Annotated in this window: 13 protein-coding genes; 7 read left to right on the top strand and 6 right to left on the bottom strand. The window is 74.1% G+C overall.

The features are described from left to right. Positions 1 to 104: 104 nt before the first annotated feature. Positions 105 to 1,268, top strand: coding sequence for a crosslink repair DNA glycosylase YcaQ family protein (locus AB0O29_RS30400; RefSeq protein WP_365157906.1), 1,164 nt, complete (start codon positions 105 to 107; stop codon positions 1,266 to 1,268). A gap of 37 nt (positions 1,269 to 1,305) precedes the next feature. Here the strand turns inward: AB0O29_RS30400 and AB0O29_RS30395 are convergent, their stop codons facing one another. From AB0O29_RS30395 to mtrA, 6 genes are all read right to left on the bottom strand, one after another. Next, positions 1,306 to 2,061 (bottom strand): response regulator transcription factor, encoded by a 756-nt coding sequence (locus AB0O29_RS30395; RefSeq protein ID WP_365157903.1) that lies wholly within the window; start codon positions 2,059 to 2,061, stop codon positions 1,306 to 1,308. Between the two features lie 185 nt (positions 2,062 to 2,246). Continuing rightward, positions 2,247 to 2,945 carry a ribosome-associated translation inhibitor RaiA gene (gene raiA, locus AB0O29_RS30390; RefSeq protein WP_365157900.1) on the bottom strand — a complete coding sequence of 233 codons (699 nt, stop codon included), beginning with the start codon at positions 2,943 to 2,945 and terminating at the stop codon, positions 2,247 to 2,249. A 401-nt stretch (positions 2,946 to 3,346) separates the two neighbouring features. Continuing rightward, complete coding sequence (locus AB0O29_RS30385) at positions 3,347 to 4,060, bottom strand: phosphoribosyltransferase family protein (RefSeq protein WP_365157897.1); 714 nt, start codon at positions 4,058 to 4,060, stop codon at positions 3,347 to 3,349. 56 nt (positions 4,061 to 4,116) lie between these two features. After that, positions 4,117 to 5,970: an LpqB family beta-propeller domain-containing protein gene (locus AB0O29_RS30380; protein ID WP_365157894.1), complete on the bottom strand. Its 1,854-nt coding sequence runs from the start codon at positions 5,968 to 5,970 to the stop codon at positions 4,117 to 4,119. After that, positions 5,948 to 7,849: an MtrAB system histidine kinase MtrB gene (gene mtrB / locus AB0O29_RS30375; RefSeq protein WP_365157909.1), complete on the bottom strand. Its 1,902-nt coding sequence runs from the start codon at positions 7,847 to 7,849 to the stop codon at positions 5,948 to 5,950. The genes AB0O29_RS30380 and mtrB overlap by 23 nt, the downstream gene beginning before the upstream one ends. Before the next feature lie 70 nt (positions 7,850 to 7,919). Continuing rightward, positions 7,920 to 8,609 (bottom strand): two-component system response regulator MtrA, encoded by a 690-nt coding sequence (gene mtrA / locus AB0O29_RS30370; RefSeq protein ID WP_007264442.1) that lies wholly within the window; start codon positions 8,607 to 8,609, stop codon positions 7,920 to 7,922. 235 nt (positions 8,610 to 8,844) lie between these two features. Between mtrA and AB0O29_RS30365 the strand changes: the two genes are divergently transcribed. The 6 genes from AB0O29_RS30365 to AB0O29_RS30340 are packed head-to-tail and all read left to right on the top strand — an operon-like array spanning position 8,845 to position 15,115. After that, on the top strand, positions 8,845 to 10,086 hold the full coding sequence (locus AB0O29_RS30365; RefSeq protein WP_365157891.1) for a hypothetical protein: 1,242 nt from the start codon (positions 8,845 to 8,847) through the stop codon (positions 10,084 to 10,086). Positions 10,087 to 10,094: 8 nt separating this feature from the next. Beyond that, the gene (locus tag AB0O29_RS30360; RefSeq protein ID WP_365157888.1) at positions 10,095 to 10,757 is read left to right on the top strand and encodes a DUF4129 domain-containing protein; all 663 of its coding nucleotides are present in this window, start codon (positions 10,095 to 10,097) and stop codon (positions 10,755 to 10,757) included. Continuing rightward, the gene (locus AB0O29_RS30355; protein ID WP_365157885.1) at positions 10,754 to 12,202 is read left to right on the top strand and encodes a DUF4350 domain-containing protein; all 1,449 of its coding nucleotides are present in this window, start codon (positions 10,754 to 10,756) and stop codon (positions 12,200 to 12,202) included. Before AB0O29_RS30360 ends, AB0O29_RS30355 begins: the two co-directional genes overlap by 4 nt. Continuing rightward, the gene (locus AB0O29_RS30350; RefSeq protein WP_365157882.1) at positions 12,199 to 13,161 is read left to right on the top strand and encodes a MoxR family ATPase; all 963 of its coding nucleotides are present in this window, start codon (positions 12,199 to 12,201) and stop codon (positions 13,159 to 13,161) included. Before AB0O29_RS30355 ends, AB0O29_RS30350 begins: the two co-directional genes overlap by 4 nt. After that, positions 13,161 to 14,471 carry a DUF58 domain-containing protein gene (locus tag AB0O29_RS30345; protein ID WP_365157879.1) on the top strand — a complete coding sequence of 437 codons (1,311 nt, stop codon included), beginning with the start codon at positions 13,161 to 13,163 and terminating at the stop codon, positions 14,469 to 14,471. The genes AB0O29_RS30350 and AB0O29_RS30345 overlap by 1 nt, the downstream gene beginning before the upstream one ends. A gap of 47 nt (positions 14,472 to 14,518) precedes the next feature. Then, the gene (locus tag AB0O29_RS30340; RefSeq protein ID WP_365157877.1) at positions 14,519 to 15,115 is read left to right on the top strand and encodes a Uma2 family endonuclease; all 597 of its coding nucleotides are present in this window, start codon (positions 14,519 to 14,521) and stop codon (positions 15,113 to 15,115) included. Positions 15,116 to 15,243: the final 128 nt, after the last annotated feature.

Below are 15,243 nucleotides of genomic sequence, written 5' to 3'. Positions count from 1 at the left end.
AGTACGCGGGCTTCCGCCCGGCACACCGAGAGCACGCACCAGACGCCGCGGGGCCGCCCTTCGGGCGACGACGGGAGTTTGACGACAGGCCCTAGGCTCGCGGGATGACCCTCCCCTCCCTGTCCGCCGACGAGGCCCGCCGGATCGCGCTGCGCGCGCAGGGCTTCCTCGGCGCGCCCGACCGCCGGGCCGGTGTGCGCGGGGTGCTGCGGCACCTGGGCGCCGTCCAGCTGGACACCATCTCGGTCCTGGCCCGGTCGCACGAGCTGATCCCGTACGCCCGGCTCGGCGCGGTCGGCCGGGACGCCGTGGAGCAGGCGTACTGGTCGGACGGCCACGCCTTCGAGTACTGGTCGCACGCGGCGTGCGTCCTGCCCATCGAGGAGTGGCCGCACTTCGCGTTCCGCCGCCGCGCCCGCAGGGACCGCGGCCACCGCTGGCACGTGCTGCGGGACAAGGAGCGCTCTACGCGGGGCGTCCTGGACCGGCTGCGCGCCGAGGGCCCGCTGACCTCCTCCGAGCTGGGCGGCGCCAAGAACGGCGGAGAGTGGTTCGAGTGGTCCGAGACCAAGATCGCGGTGGAGTGGCTGCTCGACACCGGCGAGGTGGTCTGCACCGAGCGGCGCGGCTGGAAGCGGGTCTACGACCTGGCCGAGCGGGCCGTGCCCGACGCCCTGTTCCACGACGACCTCGACGACCGCGAGTGCCTGCGCCGCCTGGTCGCGCTGGCCGGACGCTCCCTCGGGGTGGGCACCCGGGCCGACATCGCCGACTACCACCGCCTCAAGGGCGAGGAGTTCGACGCGGTGGTCGCCGACTCCGGGCTGGTCCCGGTGTCGGTGGAGGGATGGGACAAGCCGGCCTGGGCGCACCCGGAGGCACTGGCGTCGCCGCCGCGCGGCCGGCACCGCACCACGCTGCTGTCCCCGTTCGACTCCCTCGTGTGGGACCGCCCCCGCACCGAGCGGATCTTCGGCTTCACGCACCGGCTGGAGGCGTACGTCCCCAAGCCGAAGCGGATACACGGGTACTTCGCGATGCCGCTGCTGGCCGGGGGCCGGCTCCAGGGCCGCGTCGACCCGGGCCGCGAGGGGCGCACGCTGGTGGCCCGTCAGCTCTCCCTCACCACCCCGAAGGCGGCCGGCGCGATGGCGCTCGCGCTGCAGGAGGCGGCGGAGTGGGTGGGCTGCGACGCCGTGCGCGTGGACCGGGCCCGGGACGCCGCCGAGGCGGCCGCGGTGACGGCCGAGCTGGCCCGGCTCACCTGACCGCGGGCCCCGCCGGCGGGCGGGGCCGCACGCCTGGCTAACGGATCTCCAGGATCTTCTCGCGCATCGCGTACACCACGGCTTCCATCCGCGAGTGCAGCTGGAGCTTCTCCAGGATGTTGCGGACGTGGTTCTTCACGGTGTTCTCGGAGATGAACAGCTGCTTGGCGATGTCCCGGTTGTTCATCCCGGTCGCCACCAGCTTGAGGACCTCCAGCTCCCGGTCGGTCAGCCGGGGCGCCGGCACCAGCCGGCGCTCGTCGGTCCGCTGGATCATCGACTTGAACTCGGTCAGCAGCTTCGACGCCATCGAGGGGCTGATCTGCGACTGCCCGTCCGCGACGGCGCGGATCGCGGTGGCGACCTCGTCCGTGGAGATCTCCTTGAGCAGGTAGCCCGTCGCGCCCGCCTTGATCGCGTCGTAGAGGTCGGCCTCCTCGTCGCTGATCGTCAGCATGATGATCTTCGCGGAGGGGGCGACCTCCTTGATCGAGGTGCAGGCCTCGATCCCGCCGCGCCGCGGCATCCGCACGTCCATCAGCACGATGTCCGGAAGCAGGTCGGCGGCCTTGTCCACGGCCTCCGCGCCGTCCCCGGCCTCACCGACGACCTGGATGTCCTCCTCCTGCGCGAGGACGATCTCCAGCCCGCGCCGGAAGAGGGCGTGGTCGTCGACCACGAGCACCCTGATGGGTTCCCCGGCGGGCTCCCCGGCCCGCGCCGGGTCCCCCGCCCGCGCCGCACGGCAGTCGGCTCCGTCGTCACCGCGCACCGGCCCGAAGCTGTCCGCCATCGTTCCTCCCCCTGCATGTACCGAGCTGCTGGGCCAATCCGGCGGGGGCGGCCGCCGGTTGACTGCCCGCCATGATTCCATGCCCGCACCGCCCGACGCGGGTCTGGCGGAATCCCTTTGGCTCATACGCGTCATACAGGTGCCCCTGCGGAAACAGTGCTTCCGCAGGGGCGACGGATCGATGGTCAGCCTCCGAGCGCGCCGCCGGCACCGCCGACGGCCGACTCCTCCGAGCTGGACGCCCCGTCGGGGTCCACGTGGATCACGCCGTAGTCGTAGGCGTGGCGCCGGTAGACGACGCTCGGCATCTTGGTCTCGGAGTCGACGAACAGATAGAAGTCGTGGCCGACCAGTTCCATTTCGTAGAGCGCCTGGTCGAGCGACATGGGCCGGGCCGAGTGGGTCTTCTCGCGGACGATCAGGGGGCCTTCGCCCTGCACTTCGAGGGATCCGATCCGGGTGGTCGGAATTCCGTCCTCGATCTCCTCACCGACCGGCTGCCCGTTGCCGTTGAGCGTCGCGACGCCCGGCACGCTGTCGGCGACCTCGGCCGCCGAGAGCCGTCCGGAGCCGCGGCGGGTGTAGCGCTTGTCGTGCTGCTTGCGCAGCCGGGCCTCCAGCTTGTCCTGAGCCAGGTCGAGGGCCGCGTAGGGGTCGCCGGCGGCGGCCTCGGCGCGGATCACCGGGCCCCGCGAACGCAGGGTGATCTCCACGCGGTCGGAACGGTCGGCCTGGCGCGGGTTGTGCTCCTTGGACACCTCGACGTCCAAGCTGATCACCTTGGCGTCGAGCTTCTGGATCCGCTCGGGATTCAGCTTCTCGGCCACGTGCTTGCGGAACCGCTCGGGCACCTCGGTCTTGCGGCCCTTGACGACGATGTCCACGCAGAACTCCGTTCCCGGAGACCTTCACCACGAGCGGCGAAGCGTCTCCCTTTCGCACCAGGCTCCGGTGAACACCGGAGCCTCGGACTTGGCGACTTTCACCTCCTCCTCCCCCATCGGCAAGATCTACATCCCACCGACTTCGGAGTAGAGAGACACCCTCTGACACGAAGATTCCAAAACGGGCGGACCGGCGCTCCGATACCAGGGGCCCAAGGATCGCCAGTTCCTCACAACCGAACATATCTCTCAATGGCGGTTGTCGGCACCCGCTACCGGAACCTTCCTCCGTCCAGGGGGTTGGTCCCTCTTACTACCTGCAACGATGCGCATTCCCCAGCAGTTCCAAATCTATTCACAAGATTTTTGCTCTGTACGAGTTGTCCACCGGCGCTCTAGCATCAGGCCCGGGTGAACGAACCCGCCGGCGCCGCCACCACGGCCGCCGCGTCCGCCCACAGCCCCGCCGCGCGCAGCGCCCGGGCCGCCTCCGCGAGGGTGGCCCCGGTCGTCACCACGTCGTCCACCACCACGATCCGCGCCCCGGCCACCAGGCGCATCCCGCCCGGGCGCACCTCCAGGGCCCCGGCCAGGTTCTCCCGCCGCTCCCGGGCCCCCAGCCCCGCCTGGTCCGCGACCTGCCTCCGCAGCCGCAGCACGGGCGCCACCCGCGCGGGCTCCCCGGCCGCGCGCAGCCGCCGGGACGCGGCCAGCGCGACCCTGCGCGCCGGATCGTGCCCGCGCGCCCGCAGCGTCCGCCGCGCCGACGGTACGGGGACCAGCGCCAGCTCCCCCGCCTCCGCCCCGGCCCCGCCCGCGCGGGCCGCCGCCACCGCCGCCGCGAGGGCGCCGCCCAGCGGTCCGGCCAGCGGCAGGGCCCCCCGTTCCTTGTGGGCCAGCACGACCGCCCGCACCGGCCCCTCGTACCGGGCCGCCGCGTACACCGGCGGCAGCCCCGCCGGACCGGCCCCCCGCGCCGCCGGGCACACCCGTCCCGCGCCCGCGCCGCCCAGGACCACACGACAGTCCCCGCACAGCAGCGAGCGCGCCGCCCCGCAGCCCGCGCAGCCGGCGGGCAGGACCAGCCCCGCCGCCTCCCGCCACCATCCCCGCACGGTTCCACCCTGCCCGCCGCCCGCGCGGGGCGCGACCCCTGTGGAAAACCCCGGGCTCAGCCCGGGTACACCGGCGCCCGGCCGCCCGCGGCCGCCGTACGCCACTGCGCGCCCGGCGGCAGCCACACGATGCCGTCCTCCGTGGAGGAGGCCACCACCGGCTTCGACTCGTCCTCGGAGGCGGCGATCGCGCTCAGCCCCGTCGCCCCGGGCAGGCTCGCCGCGACCATCGACCCGTCGGCCAGCATGTAGCGGGCCTGGTCGACGCCGCCGCTCTCACGGCCCACCACCAGCAGCCGGCCGCGCGGCGCCCAGCTCATCGCCGTCACCTCCGCCATCTGCGGCGCGGCCGGGCGCAGCTCGCGCACCGACACCTGCGAGGTGTCCCCCTTGCCCTCGGGCCGCTCGATCCGCCCGATGTAGAGGTTCTTGCGCCCGCCGTCCCGCTCGACGAGCAGCGCGATGCGCACCCCGTCGGCGGAGGCCTTCAGCCCGCTGATCTTCGCCCCGTCCAGGCCGGAGACGTCCACCTTCTGCGGGGTCCCGGTCCCGCCCGGCACCCGCCACAGGCCCTGGCTCTGCGGGTCCAGGTCGGCGATCCACAGGTCGCCCCGGGCGTCCCAGCTGGGCGCGGTGAGCTTGCCGCTCTTGCTGGTCAGCAGCGCCTGCGGCATCGGTCCGGCGGTCGTCAGCGTGACCACGTACAGCCCGTGCCCGTCGTCGGAGACGACCGCGGCCCGCTTCTCGTCGTAGGTGACGGCCGCCGAGCCCACCTTGAACCCGGCGGCGGTGGCCAGCGGCCCGGGGGCCGGCTCCGGCTTGTCCTGCTGCTGCTCGTCCGCGCCCGCGTTGAGGACCATCCGCACGAGCCGGCCGTCCTTGTCCACGTAGTACTGGTGCTGCGGCGGCAGCGGCCGGTTGGCGAGGCTGGCCGCGTTCGAGGCGGTCACCCAGCACAGCGAGGACTTGCCGTCGGAACGCAGCACCTCGACCCGGTCCAGCCGGGAGGCCGTCAGGTCCCGGACGGTGTACAGGAGTTGCGTGGCCATCTTCTGGCACTGCGGCTGCGCGGCGTTCTCGGCGACCTGGTTGAGCGGGACCCGCAGGGTGTTCTGGCCGTCGTACGCCAGGGACTTGGTGCCCTCGCGCAGTTCGGTGCCGGTCGGAAACGCGGTGGAGGCGACGGGGCCGAGCCACTTGGAGGGGCCGGCCAGCAGCGACTGCACGGTCAGGGTGGTGGGGTCCATCCGCGTGTCGGGGTCGCTGCGCTGGCGCACGTAGACCGGGTCGGCGACGAGCGTGCCGCCCGCGAAGTAGTACTTGTTGACGGGCTTGTAGATGCGCTGGAAGTCGGACTCGCTGAGCACGAGGCTGCTGGGCGGGGTGGCGATCCGCCACTGCCCCTTGAACTGCACCAGCTGGAGGTACTCCTCGTAGCGGCTGCCGCCCGTCTCCGGCTGGTAGGCGCTGCGCTCGTCGACGGTGGCGAGCTTCTTGCCGGTGACCTTCCAGCGGGGCCCGTCGGGGTCCTTCTCGCCCTGGACCGGGACCCGGTCGAGGCCCGCGGAGAGCACGGTGACGGCCGAGGAGGGCTTCCAGCTCTTGGCGGCGTCCTCGGTGAGGTACTTGCGGGCGGTGGCCAGCTGCGGGTCGTCGCTGGTCATGGCCTCCAGGAAGCCGTCGACGATCTCCGCCGGGCTGGCCTTGTCGGCCGGGGGCACGCCGAAGACCCGGACCTGCGAGTCCACCCCCTGGGAGGCCTCCACCCGGCGGATCTCACCGCGGTCGGGCATGGAGGCGCAGCCGGCGAGGAGCAGCCCGGCGGCCCCCAGGGCCAGGAGCGCGCGGGCGCCCCTCAGCGGGGCCGGCCGTGCCCGCCCGCGGCGCTCAGCGTCCTCCACCGGTTCCATCCTCCTGTGCTGGGCCCTGGTCGGCCGGCCGGGCCACGACGCGGGCGCCGTTGCCGGGCAGCGCCGTCGGGTCGGCGGGCACCGGCAGGGCGGTGGTGACCGCCGGCCGGGGCGGTATCGGGTCGCGGTCCGCGCGCTCGGCGCGCCCGTCGGGGTGCGTGCCGGACCCGCCGGCGCCGCCCGCGCGGCCGGCGGCCTCGGCGGCGGCCCTGGCCCGGTTGGACCGGGAGTCCTCGGGCTCCAGCGGGATCGGCGATCCGCGCAGCGGCTCGTCGGCGGTACGGGGCAGGGTCAGGCGGAACTGGGAGCCGCCGCCGGGCTCGCCCCAGGCCTGGAGCCAGCCTCCGTGCAGCCGGGCGTCCTCGACGGCGATGGACAGGCCCAGGCCCGTACCGCCGGTGGTGCGCGCCCGGGCCGGGTCGGCCCGCCAGAAGCGGTTGAAGACGCGGGTGGCCTCGCCGGGCTTGAGCCCGACGCCGTAGTCGCGGACGGCGACGGCGACGGCCCCGCCGGCCGAGGCCAGGCGGACCACGACGTCGCGGCCCTCGCCGTGCTCGACGGCGTTGACGACGAGGTTGCGCAGCACCCGCTCGACGCGCCGGGGGTCGGCCTCGGCGATGACGGGCTGGGTGTCGCCGAGGACCCGGATCCGGGTGCCCTTGTGCTCGGCGAGCGGTTCGGCGCCGTCGATGACGCGGCGCACGACGTCCCGCAGGTCGATGGGCTCGGCCTGGAGGTCGGCGGCGCCGGCGTCGAAGCGGCTGATCTCCAGCAGGTCGGCGAGGAGCGACTCGAACCGGTCGAGCTGGCCGGCGAGGAGCTCGGCCGAGCGCGCGGTGATCGGGTCGAAGTCGACGCGGGCGTCGTGGATGACGTCGGCGGCCATGCGGACGGTCGTCAGCGGGGTGCGCAGCTCGTGCGAGACGTCGGAGACGAACCGGCGCTGCATCCGGGACAGCTCCTCCAGCTGCTGGATCTTGTTCTGGAGGTTCTGGGCCATCTTGTTGAAGGCCTCGCCCAGGCGGGCGATGTCGTCCTCGCCGGTGACCTTCATCCGCTCCTGGAGCCGTCCGGCGGAGAGCCGCTCGGCGATCCCGGCGGCCATCCGGACGGGGGTGACGATCTGCCGCACCACGAGCCAGGCGATGGCGCTGAGCAGCACGACGACGAACAGCCCGGCGGTGGCGATGGTGCTCTTGACCAGGTTGAGGGACTCCTCCTCCTGGGTGAGCGGGAAGAGGTAGTACAGGTCGTACGGGTCGCCGTTGATGTCGGTGAGCCGCTTGCCGACGACCAGCGCCGGCTCCGGGTGCTTGCCCGTCCCGGCGGTGTACCGGATCTGCGAGAACGTCTTGAAGGTGCCGGTGTTGTGGTTGACGGCCTTGCGCAGCTCCAGCGGGACGCTCGCGGTCGGGTCGACGTTCCCGGAGGCGCGGGCGCCCTTGACGCCCTGGCTGGTCGGGGCCTGCTCCCCGGTGCCCGCGCCGAGCGCGGCCACCTCGAAGGCGGTCTGGCCGCCGCTGGCGAGCTGCTTGACGAGCGAGTTCATCCAGGTGCTGGCGTCGCGGCCGACCTTGTTGTCGGCGGCGTCGGCCCCGTCCGAGGCGGAGGGGGTGTTGGCCTTCTCCTGTGCGACCGCGAACCCTCCCGCGGCCTGGCTCTGCGCCGCCTCCTCCTTGGCGTCGAGGAGGCCCTTGCTGACCTGGGCGATGACGACGAAGCCGAGCGCGAGGACCACGGCCAGCGACATCAGGAGGGTGGCGGCGACCACCCGGAGCTGGATGTTGCGCCGCCATATGCGGACAGCCGGAAGCAGCGGCCGGCGCACGAGGCGCGCGCACAGCCGCAGCAGGGGGCCGCCCGGCGCTCCGTCGGCCATCTGACGGAGCTGCCGGCCGCCCCGCAGGGCTCCCCGGCGGGAGCCGCTCCGGGCCTTGCCGGACTGCACGTCAGCTGGGTCCGGCCTTGTAGCCGACACCGCGCACCGTCACGACGATCTCGGGGCGCTCGGGATCCTTCTCGACCTTCGAGCGCAGCCGCTGCACGTGCACGTTCACCAGACGGGTGTCCGCCGCGTGCCGGTAGCCCCAGACCTGCTCCAGCAGCACCTCGCGGGTGAACACCTGCCAGGGCTTGCGCGCGAGGGCGACCAGCAGGTCGAACTCGAGCGGGGTCAGGGCGATGGAGGCGCCGTCGCGCTTGACCGAGTGCCCGGCCACGTCGATGACCAGGTCACCGATGACCAGCTGCTCGGGCGCGGGCTCCTCCGAGCGGCGCAGGCGCGCCCGGATGCGGGCCACCAGCTCCTTCGGCTTGAACGGCTTGACGATGTAGTCGTCGGCACCGGACTCCAGGCCCACCACCACGTCCACCGTGTCGCTCTTGGCGGTGAGCATGACGATCGGCACGCCCGACTCGGCACGGATCAGCCTGCAGACCTCTATGCCGTCCCGCCCGGGCAGCATGAGATCGAGCAGCACCAGGTCCGGCTTGGCCTCCCGGAAGGCAGCCAGTGCCTTGTCACCGTCCGCTACGAACGACGGCTCAAAACCTTCTCCACGCAGCACAATGCCGAGCATCTCGGCCAGCGCGGTGTCGTCGTCGACGACGAGGACGCGTCCCTTCATGGTTGACATCATCCCATTAGCTAATCGTTACCTGGCGGTGAGCTGTCCCACAGCCAAAAGGGCTGGAAATCGCCCCTCGGACCTGCGTGGTGATCAGGACGACCAGTCTGCCCCGGATCCGCGCGACAATTGAAGGGACGAGCGGACCGGGATCCAGGGGGACGGCCGGTCATTCCCGGGCCTCCCCATGGCACGATGACAGCCGACCAGCGCGCCCGCCACGGCAGGTGCACGTGAAGGAGCGACGATGAACGACTCTCCGGGCTGGGCCGCGCCCGGATCCCCGTCCGACGGCCAGGGCCCCGACGCCGCTCAGCAGCCGCCCGCGGACGGCTCCGCCCCGTCCAAGTGGTCCGCCGAGCAGCCGCCGCCCGGACAGTGGAGCAGCCCCGCCGCCGGCCAGACCCCGCCGCGCCGGCCGCAGCAGGGCGCCGGCTGGGGCTCGTACCCGACCCCGCCCGGACAGCAGCCCGCCGCCCCGTACGCCTACGGCAACCCCGGCGGCGGCTGGGGCGGCCCGCCGCCCGCCTCCAAGCCGGGCGTGATCCCGCTGCGCCCCCTGGCCCTCGGCGAGATACTGGACGGCGCCGTCGCCACCCTGCGCGGCCACTGGCGTTCCGTGCTCTCCGTCAGCCTCGTCATCGCCGCCCTGTCGCAGATCGCGCTCCTCGCCGTCCAGCGCCTCACCCTGGACAGCGTCACGGTCCCCGACCCCGGATCGTCCGCCGACCCGGCGGAGACCCTCCGCTCCCTGCGCGACATCGGGCCCCTCTACGGCTTCGAGTACTACCTGGAGATCCTCGGGCTGGTCCTGCTCACCGCGCTGCTGGCCCCCGTCGTCAGCCGCGCCGTCCTCGGCCAGGCCTCCACCCCCGGCGACACCCTCAAGGCCGTACGCCCCCTGGCCCCGCGCATGCTCGGCCTCACCGGCCTGCTCCTGCTCGGCTCCCTCGCCGCCGGCATGCTCCCGGTCCTGCCCGGCATCCTCCTCGGCAGCGCCTCCCTGACCGCCCTCGGCATGCTCGTCTCGATCGTGCTGCTGGCCTGGTTCTACGTGACCTTCGCGCTGGCCCCGCCCGCGCTGATGCTCGAACGCGGCACGCCGGTCGCGGCCCTCAAGCGCTCCGCCAAGCTGGTCAAGGGCGCCTGGTGGCGGGTCTTCGGCATCAGCCTGCTCACCTGGATCATGCGGACCATCACCTCCGGCGTGATCGTCATGCCCTTCGCCGGGCTCGCCGGGCTCCTGGCACCCAACGGCTTCAGCAGCCTCATCGACGGCTCGGGCGCCCGCGACTGGACCGTCCTGATCATCACCGGCATCGGCGCCGTCGTCGGCGCCACGGTCACCGCCCCGATGCAGACGGGCGTCACCACCCTCCTCTACGTCGACCAGCGCATCCGCCGCGAGGCCCTCGACCTGGAGCTCGCCCGCGCCGCCGGCGTCGAGGGCTACGGCACCACCGGAACCACCGCCCCCACCGGAGGCTGACGCGCCGCATGAGCACGGGGGGACTCATCACCATCGCCGGCGGCGACACACCGCCACTGACCATCGGACGCGAGGCCGCCCGCGAGGCGGCCGAACGCGAGCTGGCCAAGCCCATCTACCACCAGGACGAGCCGGGGCTCCTCCAGCGCGCCCTGGACCGCTTCTGGGAGTGGCTGGGCGAGTTCTTCGACCGCGCCTCCGGGGCCACCCCGGGCGGCACCGTCGGCCTGATCGCCATCGCCCTCGTCGTCGTCCTGGCCGCCGCCGCCCTGTGGTGGCGCCTGGGCACCCCCCACCGCACCGCCCGCAGCGCCGGCACCCTCTTCGACGACGGCCCCCGCAGCGCCGCCGACCACCGCGCGGCCGCCGACGCCCACGCCGCCGCCGGCCGCTGGAACGAAGCCGTCCGCGAACGCATGCGGGCCGTCGTCCGCTCCCTGGAGGAACGCACCCTCCTCGACCCCCGCCCCGGCCGCACCGCCGACGAGGCCGCCGCCGAAGCCGCACGCTCCCTCCCCGGCCACGCCGACGAGCTCCGCGCGGCCGCCCGCACCTTCGACGACGTCACCTACGGCGGCCGCACCGCCGACCCCGACACCTACGCCCGCCTGCGCACCCTCGACCTCACCCTGGAGCGCACCAGGCCGATCCTGACGGACCCCACCCCATGACCGGCCCCCAGAACCCCACCAACGGCACCCCCGGCCCCGGCACGCCGCCCCCGGCCGCCGCCGCCCACACCCCGGACGCCCCCGCCGAGGACACCGCCCCCGCCCGCACCGGCCCGGTCGGCCCCGAGCCCGGCCGCACCGCGCCCTCCGGCCGCACGGACGCGCCGGACACCACCCCGCACGCCGGCAGCCCCGGCACCCCGGCCCCCGCCCACACCCCGGACGCCCCCGGCGCCCCCGCCCCGCGCCGGACCGGCCGGGCCGGTACCTCCGTCGCGCTCACCCCCGGCCAGCTCTGGCGCCGGGCCCGCGGGCCGCTGCTCGGCCTCGCCGTGCTCCTCGTCGCCGCCGTCGCCCTCGCCGGGCTCCAGGCCGGCGACCCCCACGGCCGCCTCGACCCCCGCTCCGCCGACCGCGAAGGCAGCCGCGCCCTCGCCCAGCTCCTCAAGCAGCGCGGCGTCACCACCCGCGTCGTCACCAACGCCGACGAGGCCGCCGCCGCGGCCGGCCCCGGCACCACCCTCCTCGTCACCGACCCCGACCTCCTCGGCGCACCCCAGCGCCGCGCGATCCGCTCCGCCATCGACCTCTCCGGCGGCCGCACCGTCCTCGTCGCCCCCACCGGCCCCGCCCTCGCCGAGCTGGCCCCCGCCGTCCGCACCAGCAACTTCGCCCACCGGCGCGACCTCGACCCCGGCTGCACCCTCCCGGCCGCCACCGCCGCCGGCCGCACCGCCACCGGCGACGGCCTCCGCTACACCACCGACGTCCCCGGCGCGACCGGCTGCTACCCCAGCGACGGCCACCCCACCGTCCTCGTCCTGCCCGGCACCACCCGGGGCGGCGACACCGTCCTCCTCGGCTCCGAACGCATCCTGCTCAACCGGCGCCTCACCGAGGAGGGCAACGCCTCCCTCGCCCTCCAGCTCCTCGGCTCCCGCCCCGAACTCGTCTGGTACCTGCCGACCCTCGCCGACATGCCCGCCGACGGCCCCGCCGAGGAGAAGAGCCTCCTCGACCTCGTCCCGTCCGGCTGGTACTGGGCCCTGCTCCAGCTCTTCGCGGCCGCCGCGGCCGCCGCCCTCTGGCGCGCCCGCCGCCTCGGCCCCCTCGTCACCGAGGACCTGCCCGTCGCCATCCGCGCCTCCGAGACCACCGAGGGCCGCGCCCGCCTCTACCGCAAGGCCGCCGCCCGCGACCGCGCCGCCACCGTGCTGCGCGCCGCCGCCCGCGAACGCCTCGCCGCACTGGTCGGCGTACCGCCCGCGCGGGCCCACGACCCGGCCGCCCTGGCCGCCGCCGTCTCCGCCCGCCTGCCCGAGCCTCCCGCCGCCGGACGCGACGCCACCACCCTCCTCTTCGGCCCCACTCCCGCCGACGACGCGGCACTCGTCGCGCTCGCCGACCACCTCGACGCCCTCGAAAGAGAGGTCCGCACCTCATGACGGCCACCACGGACAGCGCCCGCTCCTCCCTGGAAGCGCTCCGCGCCGAGATCGGAAAGGCCGTGGTCGGCCAGGACTCCGCCGTCACCGGTCTCGTCGTCGCACTCCTGTGCCGCGGCCACGTCCTCCTCGAAGGCGTCCCCGGCGTCGCCAAGACCCTCCTGGTCCGCGCCCTCGCGGCCTCCCTCGAACTCGACACCAAGCGCGTCCAGTTCACCCCCGACCTGATGCCCAGTGACGTGACGGGCTCTCTGGTCTACGACGCCCGCACCGCCGAGTTCTCCTTCCAGGACGGCCCCGTCTTCACCAACCTGCTCCTCGCCGACGAGATCAACCGCACGCCCCCCAAGACCCAGTCCTCCCTCCTGGAGGCCATGGAGGAGCGCCAGGTCACCGTCGACGGCACCCCCCGCAAGCTCCCCGAGCCCTTCCTCGTCGCCGCGACGATGAACCCCGTCGAGTACGAGGGCACCTACCCGCTCCCCGAAGCCCAGCTGGACCGCTTCCTCCTCAAGCTCAACGTGCCCCTCCCCTCCCGCGAGGACGAGATCGGCGTCCTGACCCGGCACGCCGCCGGCTTCAACCCGCGCGACCTGCACGCCGCCGGCATCCGCCCGGTCGCCGGCGCGAAGGAACTCGAAGCCGCCCGCGAGGCCGTCGGCCACGTCACCGTCTCCCCCGAGATCACCGGCTACGTCGTCGACCTCTGCCGCGCCACCCGCGAATCGCCGTCCCTCACCCTCGGCGTCTCCCCGCGCGGCGCCACCGCCCTGCTGGCCACCTCCCGCGCCTGGGCCTGGCTCACCGGCCGCGACTACGTCACCCCCGACGACGTCAAGGCCCTCGCCCTGCCGACCCTGCGCCACCGCGTCCAGCTCCGCCCGGAGGCCGAGATGGAGGGCGTCACCGCCGACTCCGTCATCTCGGCGATCCTCACCCACGTCCCCGTCCCCCGCTGATGGCCCTCACCGGACGCGCCGCCCTCCTGGCGGCCCTCGGCAGCCTGCCCGTCGGCCTCCTCGAACCGAGCTGGACGGGCCTCCTCGCCGTCAACGGCACCATCGGCCTGGCCTGCGCCGTCGACTACGCCCTCGCCGCGCCCGTCCGCACCCTGCGGCTCACCCGCTCGGGCGACTCCGCGGTCCGCCTCGGCGAGACCGCCGACGTGCACCTGACCGTCACCAACCCCGCCGCCCGACCGCTCCGCGCCCGCGTCCGCGACGCCTGGCCCCCCAGCAGCTGGCCCCGGGACACCGAGACGGCCGCCTCCCGCCACGACCTCACCGTCCCCGCCGGAGAACGCCGCCGCCTCACCACCCGCCTGAGCCCCACCCGGCGCGGCGACCGCCGGGCGGCCCGCGTCACGATCCGCTCGTACGGGCCCCTGGGCCTCCTCGCCCGCCAGGGCTCCCACACCGTCCCCTGGACGGTGCGCGTCCTGCCGCCGTTCACCAGCCGCAAGCACCTGCCGTCCCGGCTCGCCCGGCTGCGCGAACTCGACGGCCGCACCAGCGTCCTGACGCGCGGTGAGGGCACCGAGTTCGACAGCCTCCGCGACTACGTCCCCGGCGACGACACCCGCTCCATCGACTGGCGGGCCACCGCCCGCCGCCCCAAGGTCGCCGTCCGCACCTGGCGCCCCGAACGCGACCGGCACATCCTCATCTGCCTGGACACCGGCCGCACCTCCGCCGGCCGCGTCGGCGACGCCCCCCGCCTGGACTCCGCCATGGACGCGGCCCTGCTGCTGGCCGCGCTGGCCACCCGGGCGGGCGACCGCGTGGACCTCCTGGCCCACGACCGCCGCACCCGCGCCCTGGTCCAGGGCCGCGCGGCCGCGGACGTCCTGCCGGCCTTCGTGAACACGATGGCCGGCCTCGAACCGGAACTGGTCGAGACGGACTCCCGCACCCTGGTCTCCACGATCCTCCGCAGCGCCCCGCGCCGCTCCCTGGTGGTCCTGCTGACGAGCCTGGACGCGCCCCCCGTGGAAGAGGGCCTGCTCCCGCTCCTCCCCCGCCTCACCCAGCGCCACACGGTCGTCCTGGCCTCGGTGGCCGACCCCCACATCGCGTCGATGGCCGCCGCCCGCGGCTCCGTGGACGCGGTCTACGAGGCCGCCGCCGCGACCCAGACCCAGTCCCAGCGCCGCCGCACCGCGGACCAGCTCTCCCGCCACGGCGTCCACGTGGTCGACGCCACCCCGGATTCCCTGGCCCCGTCCCTGGCGGACACCTACCTCGCCCTGAAAGCGGCAGGCCGCCTGTAGGGGTTGTCCGACTGGATACGCTGACATGGCACCCACCGGGAGGACACATGGCCGACTTCACCCCCGAGCAGTTGCGCCGCATGCACGACTTCGCGGAGCAGCTCGCGGAGCTGGCCGAACACCACGAAGACCAGTGGAAGGTTCAGACCACCGACGGTCAGATCTTCCTCACGATGATGAGCCCGACAGCTCCGCACGGACTCAACGTGATGCGGCTGCGCCGCCAGGTCGAGGCACAGACACCTGACGCCGCTACGCTCAGCGACACGAACATGGCCGACCCCGTGACCGGCCTGACCAAAATCCCCGATCTCCTGGTCATGGCGGACGAAGACATCGATGACACGGCAAAGGCCGTCAACTCCCGCGACGTCCTGATGGTGGTGGAGGTCGTCTCCCGCACCAACTCCCTCACCGACATCCGCGACAAGCTCCACGACTACCCGCGCATGGGTGTCCCGCTGTACGTGGTCGTGGACCCCCGCAAGGACAAGAAGACCGTGACGGTACACAGCGACCCGTCGGACGGTCCGGACGGCTTCCGGTACCGCAAGAAGGTCCCGTACGCCTTCGGCGACACGGTCACGGCCGGCCGCTGGACGCTCGACACGAACGGTCTGAAGAGCTATCCCGCCGACTGGTGAAGCACCGGGGCCACCTGGCTCCGGCCCCGGCCTCCTGGCCGTAAACGCAGAAAAGCCCCGCACCATGACTGGTGCGGGGCTTTCCCACAATGATTGTTCGGCGGCGTCCTACTCTCCCACAGGGTCCC

Origin of the sequence: Streptomyces sp. NPDC089915, assembly GCF_040684675.1 — a bacterium.
Taxonomy (GTDB): Bacteria; Actinomycetota; Actinomycetes; order Streptomycetales; family Streptomycetaceae; genus Streptomyces.
This window is presented reverse-complemented; position numbering and strand designations above follow the sequence as displayed.